Annotated in this window: 18 protein-coding genes; 7 read left to right on the top strand and 11 right to left on the bottom strand. The window is 67.3% G+C overall.

Going from position 1 to position 15,179, the window contains the following annotated elements; genetic code table 11:
* Window positions 1-34: 34 nt before the first annotated feature.
* The 6 genes from OLX23_RS10955 to OLX23_RS10930 all read right to left on the bottom strand — a co-directional run bounded on the left by OLX23_RS10955 (window position 35) and on the right by OLX23_RS10930 (window position 6,327).
* The gene (locus OLX23_RS10955) at window positions 35-790 is read right to left on the bottom strand and encodes a proteasome-type protease (RefSeq protein WP_264445029.1); all 756 of its coding nucleotides are present in this window, start codon (window positions 788-790) and stop codon (window positions 35-37) included.
* 38 nt (window positions 791-828) lie between these two features.
* Window positions 829-1,644, bottom strand: a complete 816-nt coding sequence (locus tag OLX23_RS10950) for a transglutaminase family protein (protein ID WP_264445028.1) — start codon at window positions 1,642-1,644, stop codon at window positions 829-831.
* A gap of 10 nt (window positions 1,645-1,654) precedes the next feature.
* Window positions 1,655-2,599, bottom strand: coding sequence for an alpha-E domain-containing protein (locus OLX23_RS10945; protein ID WP_264445027.1), 945 nt, complete (start codon window positions 2,597-2,599; stop codon window positions 1,655-1,657).
* On the bottom strand, window positions 2,599-4,029 hold the full coding sequence (locus OLX23_RS10940; RefSeq protein WP_264445026.1) for a circularly permuted type 2 ATP-grasp protein: 1,431 nt from the start codon (window positions 4,027-4,029) through the stop codon (window positions 2,599-2,601). The genes OLX23_RS10945 and OLX23_RS10940 overlap by 1 nt, the downstream gene beginning before the upstream one ends.
* 96 nt (window positions 4,030-4,125) lie before the next feature.
* Window positions 4,126-4,848, bottom strand: coding sequence for a hypothetical protein (locus OLX23_RS10935; protein ID WP_264445025.1), 723 nt, complete (start codon window positions 4,846-4,848; stop codon window positions 4,126-4,128).
* A 240-nt stretch (window positions 4,849-5,088) separates the two neighbouring features.
* Window positions 5,089-6,327: a cytochrome P450 gene (locus tag OLX23_RS10930; protein ID WP_264445024.1), complete on the bottom strand. Its 1,239-nt coding sequence runs from the start codon at window positions 6,325-6,327 to the stop codon at window positions 5,089-5,091.
* Between the two features lie 133 nt (window positions 6,328-6,460).
* On the opposite strand from OLX23_RS10930, the gene OLX23_RS10925 reads away from it, so the two are divergent.
* The 3 genes from OLX23_RS10925 to OLX23_RS10915 all read left to right on the top strand — a co-directional run bounded on the left by OLX23_RS10925 (window position 6,461) and on the right by OLX23_RS10915 (window position 8,518).
* Window positions 6,461-7,039 (top strand): TetR/AcrR family transcriptional regulator, encoded by a 579-nt coding sequence (locus tag OLX23_RS10925; protein WP_264445023.1) that lies wholly within the window; start codon window positions 6,461-6,463, stop codon window positions 7,037-7,039.
* 277 nt (window positions 7,040-7,316) lie between these two features.
* A complete protein-coding gene (locus tag OLX23_RS10920; RefSeq protein ID WP_264445022.1) occupies window positions 7,317-7,946 on the top strand; it encodes a TetR/AcrR family transcriptional regulator in 630 nt (209 codons plus the stop codon).
* The gene (locus tag OLX23_RS10915) at window positions 7,943-8,518 is read left to right on the top strand and encodes an inner membrane-spanning protein YciB (protein ID WP_264445021.1); all 576 of its coding nucleotides are present in this window, start codon (window positions 7,943-7,945) and stop codon (window positions 8,516-8,518) included. Before OLX23_RS10920 ends, OLX23_RS10915 begins: the two co-directional genes overlap by 4 nt.
* Here the strand turns inward: OLX23_RS10915 and OLX23_RS10910 are convergent.
* Window positions 8,515-9,027: a winged helix-turn-helix transcriptional regulator gene (locus tag OLX23_RS10910; protein WP_264445020.1), complete on the bottom strand. Its 513-nt coding sequence runs from the start codon at window positions 9,025-9,027 to the stop codon at window positions 8,515-8,517. The two genes, OLX23_RS10915 and OLX23_RS10910, sit on opposite strands and share 4 nt — an antisense overlap.
* A gap of 116 nt (window positions 9,028-9,143) precedes the next feature.
* On the opposite strand from OLX23_RS10910, the gene OLX23_RS10905 reads away from it, so the two are divergent.
* Window positions 9,144-9,482: a CC_3452 family protein gene (locus OLX23_RS10905; protein ID WP_264445019.1), complete on the top strand. Its 339-nt coding sequence runs from the start codon at window positions 9,144-9,146 to the stop codon at window positions 9,480-9,482.
* An 87-nt stretch (window positions 9,483-9,569) separates the two neighbouring features.
* Here the strand turns inward: OLX23_RS10905 and OLX23_RS10900 are convergent, their stop codons facing one another.
* Window positions 9,570-10,193 carry an HAD family hydrolase gene (locus tag OLX23_RS10900; protein ID WP_264445018.1) on the bottom strand — a complete coding sequence of 208 codons (624 nt, stop codon included), beginning with the start codon at window positions 10,191-10,193 and terminating at the stop codon, window positions 9,570-9,572.
* Window positions 10,194-10,332: 139 nt separating this feature from the next.
* Window positions 10,333-10,458, bottom strand: coding sequence for a type B 50S ribosomal protein L36 (ykgO, locus tag OLX23_RS10895; RefSeq protein WP_003046794.1), 126 nt, complete (start codon window positions 10,456-10,458; stop codon window positions 10,333-10,335).
* 181 nt (window positions 10,459-10,639) lie between these two features.
* Here ykgO and OLX23_RS10890 point away from each other — a divergent pair, with 181 nt between their 5' ends.
* Genes OLX23_RS10890 through OLX23_RS10880 form a run of 3 tightly spaced genes read left to right on the top strand, consistent with a single transcriptional unit; the run spans window position 10,640 to window position 13,151 of the window.
* Window positions 10,640-11,377 carry a hypothetical protein gene (locus OLX23_RS10890; protein ID WP_264445017.1) on the top strand — a complete coding sequence of 246 codons (738 nt, stop codon included), beginning with the start codon at window positions 10,640-10,642 and terminating at the stop codon, window positions 11,375-11,377.
* A complete protein-coding gene (locus OLX23_RS10885; RefSeq protein ID WP_319641311.1) occupies window positions 11,374-12,015 on the top strand; it encodes a DUF4136 domain-containing protein in 642 nt (213 codons plus the stop codon). The genes OLX23_RS10890 and OLX23_RS10885 overlap by 4 nt, the downstream gene beginning before the upstream one ends.
* The gene (locus OLX23_RS10880) at window positions 12,012-13,151 is read left to right on the top strand and encodes a M14-type cytosolic carboxypeptidase (RefSeq protein ID WP_264445016.1); all 1,140 of its coding nucleotides are present in this window, start codon (window positions 12,012-12,014) and stop codon (window positions 13,149-13,151) included. Before OLX23_RS10885 ends, OLX23_RS10880 begins: the two co-directional genes overlap by 4 nt.
* 9 nt (window positions 13,152-13,160) lie before the next feature.
* Here OLX23_RS10880 and OLX23_RS10875 read toward each other — a convergent pair whose 3' ends face one another.
* Together OLX23_RS10875 and OLX23_RS10870 are read right to left on the bottom strand one after the other, a co-directional pair.
* Window positions 13,161-13,832, bottom strand: a complete 672-nt coding sequence (locus tag OLX23_RS10875; RefSeq protein WP_264445015.1) for a spermidine synthase — start codon at window positions 13,830-13,832, stop codon at window positions 13,161-13,163.
* Between the two features lie 40 nt (window positions 13,833-13,872).
* Window positions 13,873-15,162 (bottom strand): sensor histidine kinase, encoded by a 1,290-nt coding sequence (locus tag OLX23_RS10870; RefSeq protein ID WP_264445014.1) that lies wholly within the window; start codon window positions 15,160-15,162, stop codon window positions 13,873-13,875.
* Window positions 15,163-15,179 lie beyond the last annotated feature (17 nt).

Here is a 15,179-nt window from a genome sequence, read left to right as displayed (position 1 = left end):
GGAGGGCTCGCGGTTGGAAGCGAAACCGCCCCGCCTATTCGCCTTCGGGCGGCGGATCGAAGCTGTAGTTGGGCAGCGACACGAAGGCGCGGCGCAGCGCCTCGCCCCAGGTCGAGGAGATCGCGCGGAAATAGGGATCGCCCAGTTCGATGCGGCGTTCGTGCAGCGGCACGAAATTGTCCTTCTCGATCACCAGCAGGTCGAGCGGCAGGCCCACCGAGAGGTTTGCCTTTATCGTCGAATCGAAGCTGACCATCATCAGCTTGACAGCGTCCTCGAAGGTCATGTCCGGCTCGTAGCCGCGCAGGATGATCGGGCGGCCGTACTTGGTCTCGCCGATCTGGAAGAACGGTGTGTCGGGCTGCGCCTCGATGAAATTGCCTTCGGGGTAGATCAGGAAGATCCGCGGCTCCATGCCCTTGATCTGGCCGGCGACGATGATCGAGGCGGTGAACTGGCCCGAGCCGGTCATGCCGTTGTCGGCATCGCGCTCCTGGATCGTCTCGCGCAGCAGCTTGCCGACGATCGAGGCGACCTGGAACATGGTCGGCGCCTCGAGCACGGTGTTGTGCCGCTCGGCCGGAGCCTTGTTGCGCTCTTCCAGCTTGGAGATCACCGCCTGGGTCGTGGCGAGATTGCCCGCGGTCATGATCGCGACGACGCGTTCGCCGGGGATCGACCAATGGTGCATCTTGCGGAAGGTCGAGATGTTGTCGACGCCCGAATTGGTGCGGGTGTCGCTCATCAGGACGAGCCCGCGTTCGAGCATCATACCGCAGCAATAGGTCATTCGCGCGATTCCCCTCGGACGTCCCCTGAACGGTTTCGCTACTGCTGCATCAGCTGCTGCGCAACGGCCAAGCGCACTTCGAGCGCGGTTTGCCCGGCGCCGACGCTGATTCCGGTGATCGGCGCGGCATCGCGATAGTCACAGCCGGTGGCCAAACGGACATAGCGCTCGTCGGGGCTGATCGCGTTCGACACGTCGAAGCCGACCCAGCCGAGCCCAGGGACGTGGACCTCGGCCCAGGCGTGCCCGGCCTCCTGGTCGATCCGATCGTTCATCATCAGGTAGCCGCTGACATAGCGCGCCGGCAGGCCCAGCAACCGCGCCGCGCCGAGGAAGATGTGGGTATGGTCCTGGCACACGCCCTGCGCCGCGCCGAGCGCCTCTTCGGCGGTGGTGTCGACCTGGGTCACACCGATCGTATAGGCCACGGCATCGTGGACCGCCCGGCTCAGCGCGTGCAGCCGTTCGAGCGGCTGCGCCGGATCGGCATCGAGCCCGGCAACCAGCGCGCGCAGCTTCGCACCGGGCTTGGTCAGCTCGGTCTGGCCGAGGAAGTGCCAGAGCGGCAGGTAGCCGACATGCTCGCCGACGATGCCCGCGTTGTCGGCGGTGTCGACCACGCCGTTGCAGACGACGGTGACCGCTGTCGCGCCCGGCTCGACCGAGACCAGCGCGGTGCGGTTGCGATGGTGATCGTCGTATTCGGCTTCGAGCCGGACCCCGTCGAAGTCCATCGTCCAGTCGATCACGCTCTGCCCGTGCGAAGACTTGGGCGTCAGCCGCAGCCGCTGCAAGCCGTGAGCCACGGGCTGCGAGAAGCCGTAGCGGGTGGTGTGGCTGATCGAGAGACGCATGGGCCGGGTTCTACTCTATGAAACGGTATTCGGCGGCGATCGCCTGGTTGATGCGGCCGGTATCGGCGATGAATTCGGTGATGAACTCGTGCAGGCCGCGCTCGATCACGCGGTCGATCGTCGCCTGCTGCAGCTTGGCGCGCGCGGCCTGGAGCAGCGCATGCGCCTGGGTCTCGCCGCCGTACTGGCGCGCGAGGCCGGCCATGTTGCTCGCCAGCTTCTCGTAGGCGAAGGCCAGGCTGCGCGGAAAGCGGCCGTCGAGGATCAGGAACTGGGCGATGCCGCGCGGATCGAGCCGGCCGGCGTTGAGCCAGCGATAGGCGCGGTCGCCCGCGACCGAGCGCAGCACCGTCTCCCACTGCGCGTTGTCGAGGCTCGAGCCCACCCAGGAGAGCGAGGGCAGCAGCACGTAGTATTTGACGTCGAGGATGCGCGCGGTGTTGTCGGCGCGTTCGATGAAGGTGCCGAGCCGCGCGAAGTTGAACACCTCGTTGCGCAGCATCGTGCCGTCCATCGCACCGCGCACCTGCGTGGTCTGGCCGCGGATGGCCGAGATCACCTCGCCCAGGTTGCCCTCGCGCACGGGCCGCGCGAGCAGGTCGCGCAACTGCATCCAGGCCTCGTTGGTCGCTTCCCAGGCCTCGCGCGTAAGGCCGGTGCGGACCGTGCGCGCGTTGCTGCGCGCATTGTCGAGCATGCACAGGACCGAGGCGGGATTGTCAGGCCCGCGCAGGATGAAGTTGAACACCTGGGCACCGGTGTAGTCGTCGAACCGTTCGCGATAGGCCTTGTCCTGGCCGATCGTGACGAGCACCGAGCGCCATTCCTCGCTCGCCGCCTGCGGCCCGCGGGTCAGCGCCATGCGGAAGCCCACCTCGAGCAGGCGCGCGGTGTTCTCGGCCCGCTCGAGATAGCGGGTCATCCAGTAGATGCCGTTTGCGCTCCGTCCCAGCATCAGTCTTCCAGCACCCAGCTATCCTTGGTCCCGCCACCCTGCGACGAGTTGACCACCAGCGATCCCTTCTTGAGCGCGACGCGGGTCAGCCCCCCCGGTGTGATGTCGATCCCGCCCGGCGAGACCAGCACGAAAGGCCGCAGATCGACGTGGCGCGGCGCCAGCCCGGCCTTGGTAAAGATCGGCACGGTCGACAGCGACAGGGTCGGCTGGGCGATGTAGTTCTCGGGCCGTGCGCGCAGCTTCTTGGCGAAACGGGCGATCTCACCCTTCGACGAGGTCGGACCGATCAGCATGCCATAGCCGCCCGAACCGTGGACCTCCTTGACCACCAGCTCGTGCAGGTTGTCGAGCACATAGGCCAGCGCATCGGGCTCGCTGCAGCGCCAGGTCGGCACGTTGTTGAGGATCGGCTTCTCGCCCGTGTAGAACTCGACGATCTCGGGCATGAACGAGTAGATCGCCTTGTCGTCGGCGATGCCCGTGCCCGGCGCATTGGCGATGGTGACCTTGCCCGCGCGGTAAACGTCCATGATCCCGGCGACGCCGAGCGCCGAGTCCTTGTTGAAGCTCAGCGGATCGAGATATTCGTCGTCGACGCGGCGATAGATCACGTCGACCGGGCGGTAGCCGGTGGTCGTGCGCATGGCGATGCGCCCGTCGACCACGCGCAGGTCGCTTCCCTCGACCAGTTCGGCACCCATCTGGTCGGCCAGGAAGGCGTGTTCGAAATAGGCCGAATTGTAGATGCCCGGCGTCAGCACCGCGACCACCGGCCGCTGGCTCGCGCAGCTCGGCGCGCAGGCGGCGAGGCTGCGCGCGAGCCGGCGCGGATAGTCGGAGACCGGACGCACCGCCACCCGGCTGAACAGCTCGGGGAACATGGCCATCATCGTCTCGCGGTTCTCGAGCATGTAGGACACACCCGAGGGCGTGCGGGCATTGTCCTCGAGCACCATGAATTCGTCGGGCCCGGTGCGGACCAGATCGATGCCGACGACGTGGGTGTAGACGTCGCCCGGCGGGGTGAAACCCGCCATCTGCGGCAGGAAGGCGTCGTTGTTACGCAGCAGGCGTTCGGGCAGGCGGCCCGACCGGACGATCTCCTGGCGGTGGTAGAGATCGTGGAGGAAGGCGTTGAGCGCGCGCACCCGCTGCTCGATCCCGCGCGACAGCTTGCGCCATTCGTTCGCGGTGATGATCCGCGGGATCATGTCGAAGGGGATCAGCCGCTCTTCGGCCGCGTCGTCGCCATAGACGTTGAAGGTGATGCCGGTGCGGCGGAAGAAGCGCTCGGCCTCGCTGTCCTGCCGCTTGAGCCAGGTGGCGTCCTGCGCATCATACCAGTTGCGAAACCCCTCGTAGGCGGGCCTCACGGCCCCGCCCGGATCGAGCATCTCATCGTACTGCGCGCGGCTGCCTGACTGCATTGCGACTCCCTGATGTCACGGACGATGCCGCAACGAAGGAGGCTTGCCAAGCGATTATGCTGCAGGTGCGAAATTGTCTTCCGCACCGCCCCTTCGTCACTTCTGCCGCATCTGGTAGTCGATGCGGATGCGCACCCATTCGCCGATGCGGTACTGCCCGCCGACGCGCGGCGGGCGCACGCGGAATTGCCAGGCGGCGGCTAGTACGGCGCGGGCGATGTTCGAGCCGTTGGGATATTCGTCGACCTTGATGCAGTCCTCGACGCGGTAGTCGGGCGCGGTGCGGCAGGCGATCAGGCCCCAGCCGGGACCGGTCGCGGTCGACAGGTAGCCGTTCAATTCGTCGGGATAGGGCTCGCGATACCAGGCCGCGGCATAGAGCGGCTCGCCGTTGGGGCCCGAGCCCGAGACGCGCGGCGTGTCGGCCGCGGGCGGGCTGGTATCGACGGGGCCCATCCGCGAGCGCGCCGGGGCCGAAGGCGGGCTCGGTGCGCGGCTGATATCCGAAGCGGTCATCTGCGACGGCGAGAGCGGGATCAGCGCCGGCGCGGGCGACTGCGGGCGCGACTGTGGCTGGACCGGCCTGGGCTGCTCGCGCTCGGGCGTCTGGCTCGCCTGCTCGGCCGGCCGCTGGATCGTTTCCTTGCGCGGTTGCTGCTCTTCCTCGGGGGTCTGCGCCTGCTTCTGCTCGGGGGCGGCGCGGAAGCGGACCGAAACGAGCCCCTCCTGCTTGCCCTGCGGCCCCGAGATCGCCGAGCCGATCGACAGCACCACGAGCACGAGCAGCGCCTCGACCGCGAGCGCGAGCAGCACGCCCATCGGGCGCACGCGCCTGGGCCTGCGCTGACGATCCGAAAGTGCCGCCCCGGCGCGGAATGACTCGAACAGAAGACCTCGCCTCGAAAGTCGCGAGCCCCGTGGGCACCCGCAGCGGCAGGCCTCGCGTTAGGCCCGGCGCGGATCGAGCACAAGCAACCTTGACGGGAGGTGTACCGCCGAACGGCGGCGAATTACGATGTCGTAATGTGCCGCCGCGGCGTCCGTCCGCCGCCCCGCCCCTCAGGCGTTCTCGAACACCTTGGCCTTGCCCTCCTCGAAGGTGATCGGCAGGCCCTTGAGCCCCCAGGCGCCGTAGAACGGACGATGGCCGACCGCGCCGGCGAGCTGGGGATGCTTCATCCGCTGGGCGATCTGGTGGAGCGCTTCCTGGAGCTGCGCGCGGGCGATGTATTGGCCGAGGCACATGTGCTTGCCGAGCGCGAAGGCGATCTGGCGCTTCTTCGGGTCGATCGGGCGATCGGGATCGAAGCGGTCGGGCTCGTCGTAGGAGCCGGGATCGCGGCCCGAGACGCTGAGCGGGAAGAACAGCATCTGGTCCTTGGGGAAGACCACGTCGCGATAGGCGAATTCCTGGTCGACGAAGCGCGCGACCGTGCTCGGATTGAAATAGCGCAACCCTTCCTCGATCACCTTGCGGCAATAGTCGTGATCCTCGCCGCAGCGTTCGTAGATCTCGGGATAGTCGAGCAGGGTGTACATCAGATAGGTCAGCACGTTCTTCGACGTATCGTAGCCGGCGAGGAAGAAGAACACGATCAGGTCGGCCAGTTGCTGATGCGTGACGTTGCCGTCGTCGCTGGTATTGATCAGCAGGTCGAGCAGATCCTCCTGTTGCGCGTGCGGATGGGCGCGGCGCTCGGCAATGATCTTCTCGACATAGGCTTCGAGCCGCACCATCCCCGCCTGGATCCGCGGGAACAGGTCATCCTGGTAGCTATGCGCGAGGCCGATCACCTCGAGGTCGTCGCGCAGCTGGGCGATGTCGTCCTGCGGTGCGCCGACCAGCGCGAACATCACCGAGATCGGGAAGTTCGCAGCGAACTCCTCGAAATCGATGGCCTCCTTCGGCGCCCAGAGGTCGAGCAGCTTGGTGATATTGGCGCGCATCAGCGGGCGCAGCTCGTTGGCGTTGCGCGGGGTGAACTTGGCGGCGAAGGTGTCGCGCAGGAAGCGGTGCGTCTCCGCCGGCAGCGCGATCATCTGGCGCTCGGTGAAATCGCCCCAGGGCGTGTTCTCCTGCCCCAGCACCTTGACGACGTCGGCATAGGGCGCGCGCAGTTCCCCGCGCCCGAACAGGTCACGCATCGCCTGATATTCGGTGATGACCACGCCCATGTCGGTGCGCGCGAGGAACGGATGCCGCGCGCGGGCATCAGCGAAATGGGGATAGGGATCTGCGGCCAGGGCCGGATTGGTATAGTCGAGCCAGGGCAGATCGAGCGCGTCCAGGGCCTGCATTCGCGAATCCTTCTCCCGGCGCTTTGGCGCGCCTTGCTGACCAAGTTCTTAGCGCCGGGGCTGGCCATGTCAATCAGACGCGTCTAGGCACGATCGCGGCACACCGATCGGACAGGCAGGAGAACGAGACGAGATGGCGGCAACGCGCAGGATGGGACTGGAGAACTCCACCTCGCGCGCGGCGCTGATGGACGGGGTCGAAGCGGTGATGCGCGAGGACGGCTATGCCGCGCTCACCGCGCGCAGCGTGGCCGAGCGCGCCGGCCTCAAGCATCAGCTCGTCTACTACTATTTCCAGACGATGGACGACCTGCTGATGGCGACCTACCAGCGCCACATCGCCCGTGTGCAGGAGCAGATCGAAACCGCCTTCCAGGATCCGCGGCCGCTGCACGCCTTCTGGAACGTCTGCTCGAACCCGCACGACGCGCGACTCAACATGGAATTCATGGCCATGGCGAACCACAACGCCGCGATCCGTGCCGAGACGATCCGGTTCGGCGAGCACATCCGCCAGGTCGGGCTCGATCAGGTCGGCGCGCAGATCGAGGCCTCGCCGCATCGCGAGGAGGTGTTCTCGCCGCGCGCGGTCACCCAGGCGATCGCAGCGATCGGCAGCACGGTGGGCATCGAAGGCGCGCTGGGAATCGCCGGCGGCCACGACGAGACGCGGGCGATGGTCACCTGGTGGCTCGATCGACTCGAGCCCTGAGGCAGTCTCGATAGAGTCCAGCGGGTCGACACTCGACGAATTCAACCGCCATTTTCCGCTCAAGCCTGAACGCTTCCGTCACCCCGGACTTGATCCGGGGTCCCGCTATGGAGGCCAGCACATCGCTTGCCGCAGGCAGCGAGACCCCGGATCAAGTCCGGGGTGACGAGGGACGCCTGGACGCTCCACTCGTAGTTTAAGGTTGTCCCCAAGAAGCCAATCGGCCCACCCGAACATTTTCGCTTGCAGATTTGATCTGCTGATCTAAAATTTGATCATGCAATCAAAAATTGATTCTAGCGATCAACCCGCCCGCAGCTTCATCGAGACGGCCCGGCGTGCGCAGATCATCGATCAGGCCGTCGCGACGATCGCCGAACTCGGCTTCGCGCAGGCTTCGCTGGCGCGGATCGCCAAGCGCGCGGGCATCAGCGCGGGCGTCATCTCGTACTATTTCGCGGGCAAGGACGATCTGATCGCCGAAGTGGCCGCGCACGTTTTCGATGCCGGCGAGGCCTGGGTACGCCCCAAGGTAATGCGCTGCACCTCCGCGACCGAAGCGCTGCGCACCTTCCTGATTGCCAGCGTCGACTACATCGCGACGAGCCCGAGCAACGTCCTCGCCATGATGAACATCACTCACGCCGGCCCGAAGCCCGACGGCGCCCCGCGCTTCGACCCGAACGTGACACTCGGGCGCAGCGAAGGCCTCAGCCGCGTGCTGGAATGGGGCCAGAAGACCGGAGAATTCCGCGCATTTGCGGTGCCGGTCATGGTCACGACCGTGATCCAGGCGATCAACGGCGTCACCCCCGCTCTCGCGCGCGATCCCAGGCTCGACCTGGCCGCCTATGCCACCGAACTCGCGGACCTGTTCGACCGCGCCACCCGAAAGGATCTTCCGTGAAGTCGCTGCTTTCTGCCGCCTCGTTCCTCATCGCCGATTTCGCCGCGACCCTGGTCTTTGCGGCCTTGCTGGCGATCACGCACAGCGTGACCCTGGCGATCGTGCTCGGCATGGCCTTCGGCGTGGGCCAGATCGCTTGGCAGTTCCTTCGCAAGCGTCCGGTCGATACGATGCAGTGGATGGGGCTGTTCATGGTCCTGGGCTTCGGCACGCTCGGCCTGTTCACCCACGATGCGCGCTTCCTGATGATCAAGCCGAGCCTGGTCTACGTGATCGTCGGCGTGGTCATGCTCAAGCCCGGCTGGATGACCCGCTACCTGCCCGAGATCGTCCAGCAGCATTCGGCCGATCTGGTGAAGCTGTTCGGCTATGTCTGGGCCGGACTGATGTTCTTCTCGGCCGTGCTCAACATCGTGCTCGCGCTGCAACTGCCGACGCTGACCTGGGCCGCGGTCATGTCGACCTATTCGCTGGCGAGCAAGGTCGTGCTGTTCCTGATCCAGTATACCCTGATGCGCGTGGTCACGCGCCGCCGCGTCAGGACCGGCATGGCCATGGCCCAGCCCGCCTAGTCGCGGCGCCAGCCCGGCAGTTCGCTCAGGGCCGGGCCGGCGCAGGCCGCTTCCGCGCCGAGTTCGGAGCGATCCTGCCACTGGAGCTCGTGCCAGCCGAGCACGCGATCGTCGTGACCGCGAATGGTGATCTGGCCGATCGGCTGGTGATCGCGCTTGTCGACGAGCACCGGGTTCGACGGCACGCCGAGCCCGTGCTTCTCACCCCACTGGCGCAGCGCGAGCATGGCCGGCAGCAGGTCCACGCCCTTCTCGGTCAGCTTGTATTCGACCTTGCGGCGATCCTCGGGGCACGGCTCGCGGCGCATGATCTCGTGCTCGACCAGCTTGACCAGGCGGTTCGACAGGATGTTGCGGGCGATGCCCAGCACGCCGAGGAATTCCTCGAAATGGCAGACGCCATTGAAGGCGGCGCGCAGGATCATGAACGACCAGCGCTCCCCCATCACTTCGAGAGCCAGGGGCAGCCCGCAGGCGCCGACTTCCAACGGTTCGCGCAATTTCGTCATTCAGACAGACCCTTACCCGATTTCGCGCGAGATGCGCCGCGCAAAATACATTTCTAGTTGCAACTTAAAACCTAATATCATAGGTTGCGAATCGCAACTGGTTTAGGGAACCTCCGATGCGCACGAAATTGAAGGCACTGGCCGCGACCGGCCTCGTCGCGGCGAAGCTGGCGCTCGTCGCCACGCTGGCGAGCCACGGACCGGCCCAGGCGGCGGCACGCGGCGGCAGCAACGTCGTGGCGCTGACCAATCCGCTCGAAGCGCCGCGTCAGGCGATCGTCGGTGGTGTCCTGTGGAAATGCGCGGGCGCGAGCTGCGCCGCACCGGCCGACGGCTCGCGGCCGATTTTGGTGTGCCAGCGCGTCGCCAAGACTTTCGGCCCGATCGCCCGCTTCACCTCGCCCGCGGGCGAGCTGTCGAGCGAGGATCTGTCGCGCTGTAACGGCCAGAGCTGATCCCCCCAAGCCGGGACGGCCCTTCCCCCTCCCCGTCCCGAGCCCCCGGCTCTGGTAAGGCCCCCGCCTCGCGGGGGCCTTTTCGTATCAGGCGATCAGGCCGCGCGCACGCAAGTCGGCGGCGAGCGTCTCGGCGTCGTGGAAATGGTGCGCCTGCCAGCCGCAGGCGCGCGCGCTCTCGATGTTGTCGCGATTGTCGTCGATGAACAGCATGGCCTCGGGCGCATGGCCGAAGCGCTTGGCGGCAAGCGCGTAGATCGCCGGATCGGGCTTCACCAGCTTCTCGACACCCGAGACGACGACGTCGCGGAAGCGGTCGAACACCGGCTGGGTCGGCCGGAAGACCTGCCAGAACTCATCGCCGAAATTGGTGATCGCGTAGAGCGGCACGCCGGCCACATCGAGCGCCTCGACCAGTTCGAGGCTGCCGGGCACGGGGCCGGGAATGCTCTCGTTGAAGCGGGTGGTATAGGCCTGGATGAGTTCGCCGTGGTCGGGGAACAGCGCGGTGCGCTCGGCGGCCATGTCGGCAAGCAGACGGCCCGCGTCATGCTCGAAGTGCCACTCGACCGTGACGACGTTGGCGAGGAACCAGTCGAGCTCGGCCCGATCGTCGATCAGCTTCTCGAACAGGCAGCGCAGGTCCCACTGGAACAGCACCTTGCCGACGTCGAAGACGACGGCCTCGATCGGTCCGCTCGATAGGCTCATGAGTCGCGTTCCCGGTCCGGAAGCGGCACCAGCCCGCTTCCCCATCCCGCGTCCGATACCGGCTTCGCGCAATGGGGAAGCGGGCTGGAGCTATGCGAGGTCGCCGGCCAAGGGGCCGACGGCCATCAGCATCGATGGATCAGCCCTGACGCGCCTTGAAGCGGCGGTTGGTCTTGTTGATCACATAGGTCCGGCCACGACGGCGGATCACGCGGTTGTCCCGGTGGCGGTCCTTGAGCGACTTGAGGCTGTTGCGAATCTTCATGACTATCTCTTCCAAGGGCGCGTGCCGCCCGAAAATCGAAGCCGGGCCGTTAGGGGGCGAATCGCTCGAAGTCAAGCGGAAGCCCGGCCCCGGACGTGCTTTTCGGCGCGTTCATGCGCTGGCAAGCGAGCCGGTCCTAGCGCAGACGACGGGGAAGGCAACGTCGCTTGTTGGAGCCTCTATGCGCGATCGATCGATATTCGTCCTCCTCACCGTCCTGGCCGCTGCCGCCGCCCCGGCGACAGCCATGGCGCGCCCCGGCGGCTGGGACGGACCGGGCTGGGGCCAGTCTCGCTGGGATCGCCCCGGCTGGGACAGCGCCCGCCCCACTCCGCGCTCGCTCGAAAGCCGCCGCAGCGACGAAGGCCGGGTCCAGGTCGCACGCTTCGTCGCCGAGGGCGATGCCGCCCAGGCGCTGGGCCATGGCGCGATTGCGGTCGCCTCGGGCACCCAGGGGCAGGACTATGTGCCGCAAGGCAACCGCGCCGCCTATGAGGCCGCCGTGGTCGATCAGCTGGTCCATGCGGGTTACGACACCACCCAGACAGGCCAGAGCGCAGGCCAGGCCGGTGGCCAGCTCGCCGAACTCACCGTCACGCGCACCGTGCTCCAGCCTGCCGAGGCCAAGCGCAGCCCGGTCAGCGGCGAGGCGGCGGTCTCGGTCGGCAACCGCGGCACGGCCTATGGCCTCGCGGTCAACGTCGACCTGTCGAAGCCGCTGCCGCCGCTGGTCTCGACCAAGCTCGAAGCGCGCATCCGCGACCGCGCAACCAATACCGTCCTGTGGGAAGGCCGCGCCGAAGTCGCCACCCGCGAGGGCGACGACAAATGGGGCGAGCAGGCGATCGCCGCCCGCCTCGCCGAAGCGCTGTTCGACGGCTTCCCGCGCGCCAGCGATTCGCCGAAACTGGGCGGATGAGCACGCTCTTGCGCTCGCGCGCCGCAGGCCGCACATCTGACGTCGTGATGATCAAGCCGCTCAGCCTCGCCGCCCTCGTGACGCTCGCCCTGTCGGGCTGCGTCGCGCCGGTCGGCCCCGTCGAAGTGACGCGCTTCGTCGCGCCCAATCCGGCCGGCCTGACGCGCGGCACGATCGCGGTCGAACCCGCGCCGGGCATGGTCGCCGACAGTCTCGAATGGCGCACCTATGCCGCCGCGGTCGGGCGCCAGCTCACCCTGCTCGGCTATGGCGAACAGGCGGCCGGCAGCGGCAGCCAGATCGCGCTCGTGAAACTGCAGCGCCAGACCTACCGCCCCGAGCGCAACCGCGGCCCGGTATCGGTCGGCGTCGGCGGATCGGCCGGCAGCTACGGTTCGGGCGTCGGCCTGGGCATCGGCTTCGACCTGTCGGGCCCGCCCGCTGATGCGGTCGAGACCGAACTCGCGGTGACGATCAAGGATCGCGCGAGCGGTCAGTCGCTGTGGGAAGGCCGCGCGGCCTTCACCGTCACCGCCAAGTCGCCGCTCGCGGGCAGCCAGCTCGGCGCCGCGAAGATGAGCGAAGCGCTGTTCAAGGGCTTCCCCGGGCGCTCGGGCGAAACTATCCAGGTGAAATGACCGACATCCAGATCAGCAGCGCGTTCGATTCCGGCAACATCGAGGTCCTGCAGATAGCCGGCACCAAGGCCGTGCTGAACATCCGGCGCGACCGCGATTCGGATTTCTTCCAGTGGTTCCACTTCCGCGTGACCGGCGGCAAGGGACGCGAGCTGCAGCTACGCCTCTCGGGCCTGGCCGAGGCCGCCTATCCGATGGGCTGGCCCGGCTATCGCGCCGCAGTGTCCGAAGATCGCCAATACTGGGGCCGCGCCGAGACGAGCTGGGACGAACGGCTCGACGGCGGCACGCTGACGATCCGCCATACGCCCGAAAGCGACGTCTGCTGGTTCGCCTATTTCGCCCCCTATTCGATGGAACGGCACCACGATCTCGTCGCCGCCGCGGCGGCGAGCGAGGGCGTCGACTATCGCTGCCTCGGCTACAGCCTCGACGGCCAGCCGATCGACTGCCTCGAGATGGGCGAAGGCCCGACACAGGTCTGGCTCTACGCACGCCAGCATCCGGGCGAATCGATGGCCGAATGGTGGATGGAAGGCGCGCTCGAGGCGCTGACCGATCCCGCCGATCCGTTCGGCCGCGTGCTGCGCAACAAGTGCCGGCTCCACGTCGTACCCAATGCCAATCCCGACGGCTCGCGCCGCGGCCACCTGCGCACCAATGCCGTGGGTGTGAACCTCAACCGCGAGTGGGACAATCCCACGGCCGAGCGTTCGCCCGAGGTCGTCGCGCTGCTGACGGCGATGGACGAAAGCGGCGTCGATTTCTCGATGGATGTCCACGGCGACGAGGCGATCGCCGCGGTGTTCCTCGCGGGCTTCGAAGGCATCCCGTCGATCAAGGACGACCAGCTCGCCGGCTATCATCGCTACCGCGAGATCCTGACGCGGCGCACGCCCGACTTCCAGATGAAGCGCGGCTATCCGGTGACCGCGCCGGGCAAAGCCAACCTGGCGATGTCGACCAACCAGCTCGCCCACCGCTTCGGCGCCGTGGCGATGACCCTGGAAATGCCGTTCAAGGACAACGAAGACCTGCCCGATCCGGCCCAGGGCTGGAGCCCCGAGCGCAGTCGCCTGCTCGGGCGCGACTGCCTGGCCGCGCTGGTCGAATGGCTCGCAGAACGCGAGAGCTGAACCCTAGAGCTAGACCTTCTTGGCGAACCAGATGACGTGCTTGGCGCCCTTGCCGTTGTCGCGCGCGCGCACCGCCCGTTCGGTCACCTCGAAGCCGGAGTCGGCCAGTCGCCGCGCGAATTTGGGATCGGCGTGCGAGGACCATACCGCGAGGATGCCGCCCGGCGTCAGCGCCTGCCGCGCGACCTTGAGCCCGCGCTTGGAATAGATCCGGTCGTTGGCCTCGCGCGTGATGCCTTCGGGGCCGTTGTCGACGTCGAGCAGGATCGCATCGTAATCCTCATCGCCGCCGTCGATGATCAGCGCGACGTCAGCCTGCAGCAAGGTCACGCGCGGATCGTCGAGGCAGCCCGCGGTCAGTTCGGCCATCGGCCCGCGCGCCCATTCGATGATCTCGGGCACGATCTCGGCCACTGTGGCGCGCGCGCCGGCATCGAGCACTTCGAGCGCGGCGCGCAGGGTGAAGCCCATGCCATAGCCGCCGATCAGCAGGTGCGGCGACTTGCGCCCGCCCAGCCGCTCGACCGTCATCGTCGCCAGCGCCTTTTCCGAACCGCTCATGCGCGTGGACATCAGGTCCGAGCGCTTGAGCGTGATCATGAAGTCCTTGTCGTGACGGAAGAGCTGCAGCTCTTCGCCATCGGGCACCTGTGCGGTGCCGAGCAGTTCGCGGGCGATCATGGCCGCGCAGATACACGCGCGGGCCTCTGAGGCAAACCACCTAGTCGGCGCGCGGCACTTTCACGCAGACGGTGAGGCCGCCCGAGGCGCCCGACAGGAACGACAGCTCTCCGCCGAAACGGCGCAGCAGCAGGTGCGCCGTGGGAATGCCCAGGCCGAAGCCCGCGGTGGTCCGCCGGCGCGCGTCATCGAGCCGGAAGAACGGCGCCAGCACGTCCTCGAAATGATCGGGCGGAATGCCGGGGCCGTCGTCGCTGATCGCGATGATCCAGTCGCGACCGTCGCGATCGACCACCACCTCGGCCTGATCGGCAAAGCGGCTGGCGTTCTCGATCAGCGCGCGCAGCGCCAGCAACAGCGGCTCGCGATAGGTGCGCAGTTGCGCATGGTTCGGCACGGTGAGCCGCACCTTGTCGCCATAGGGCGCGACCAGATCGCGCACCGCCGCGCCCAGATCGACCAGTTCGGGCTGCGCCGTCAGGTGTTGCGCGCGCAGGAACTGCTGGAGTGACTGGAGCAGCGCTTCCATCTCGTCGGCGCTGTCCTCGACGATCTCGCGGATCTCGGCGTCCGCGATCAGCCCGGCTGCGACCTTCTGTCGCGCCAGCGGCGTGCGCAGGTCGTGGCTGATCGCCTCGAACGACTTGGCCTGATCCTCCATGAGCTTGGCGATACGATCCTGCATCTCGTTCATCGCATGGGCGAGATCGCGCAGGTCGGCGGGGCCGTTCTCGCGAATGGTCACGCGCCGCCCCTGGCCGATCGCCTCGGCCGCTTCGGACATGCGCCGCAGCGGCTGGGTCAGCAGGCGGATCGCAATCAGGCCGACGCCGAGACAGGCGGCAAAAGTCAGCAGGGTCATGACCATGGCGCTCAATGCGATCGGCCACATCGTCGAGATGTCGTGCGACTGGAAGTTGAGCCAGGCGCCGTCGGCCACCTGCATCGAGCCGACCAGATGCTGCCGGCCGCCGCGCTCGCGCAGCAGCGACAGGTGCAGCGGGCGCTTGGCGAGCCCTGGCTCCCAGGCGACGATCTGCTGGGCGATCGGCACCAGCGATTCCTGCGAATGCGGCACGGTCGGCCGCGCCGCCACGGCGATCCGCAAGTGCCGCGAGGTCATGATCGCCGCGGCCAGGGTCCCGTCGCGCAGATAGACGCGGTCGCTGACCACCAGCAGTTCGGCGATACGGCGGGCGTGGTCCTCGCGCAGGGTCTGCTTGTCGATCGCCTGGTAGAACAGCAGGCTGCCCACGAGCTGGATCACGCCGACGACAAGCAGGAGCAGCGCCGCATATGCTGACAGCCGCCTAGGTTGCAGCCTGGCCAATCGCTTCGCTTCCTCTC

It is taken from the genome of Novosphingobium sp. JCM 18896, from assembly GCF_025938095.1.
GTDB lineage: Bacteria > Pseudomonadota > Alphaproteobacteria > Sphingomonadales > Sphingomonadaceae > Novosphingobium.
This window is presented reverse-complemented; position numbering and strand designations above follow the sequence as displayed.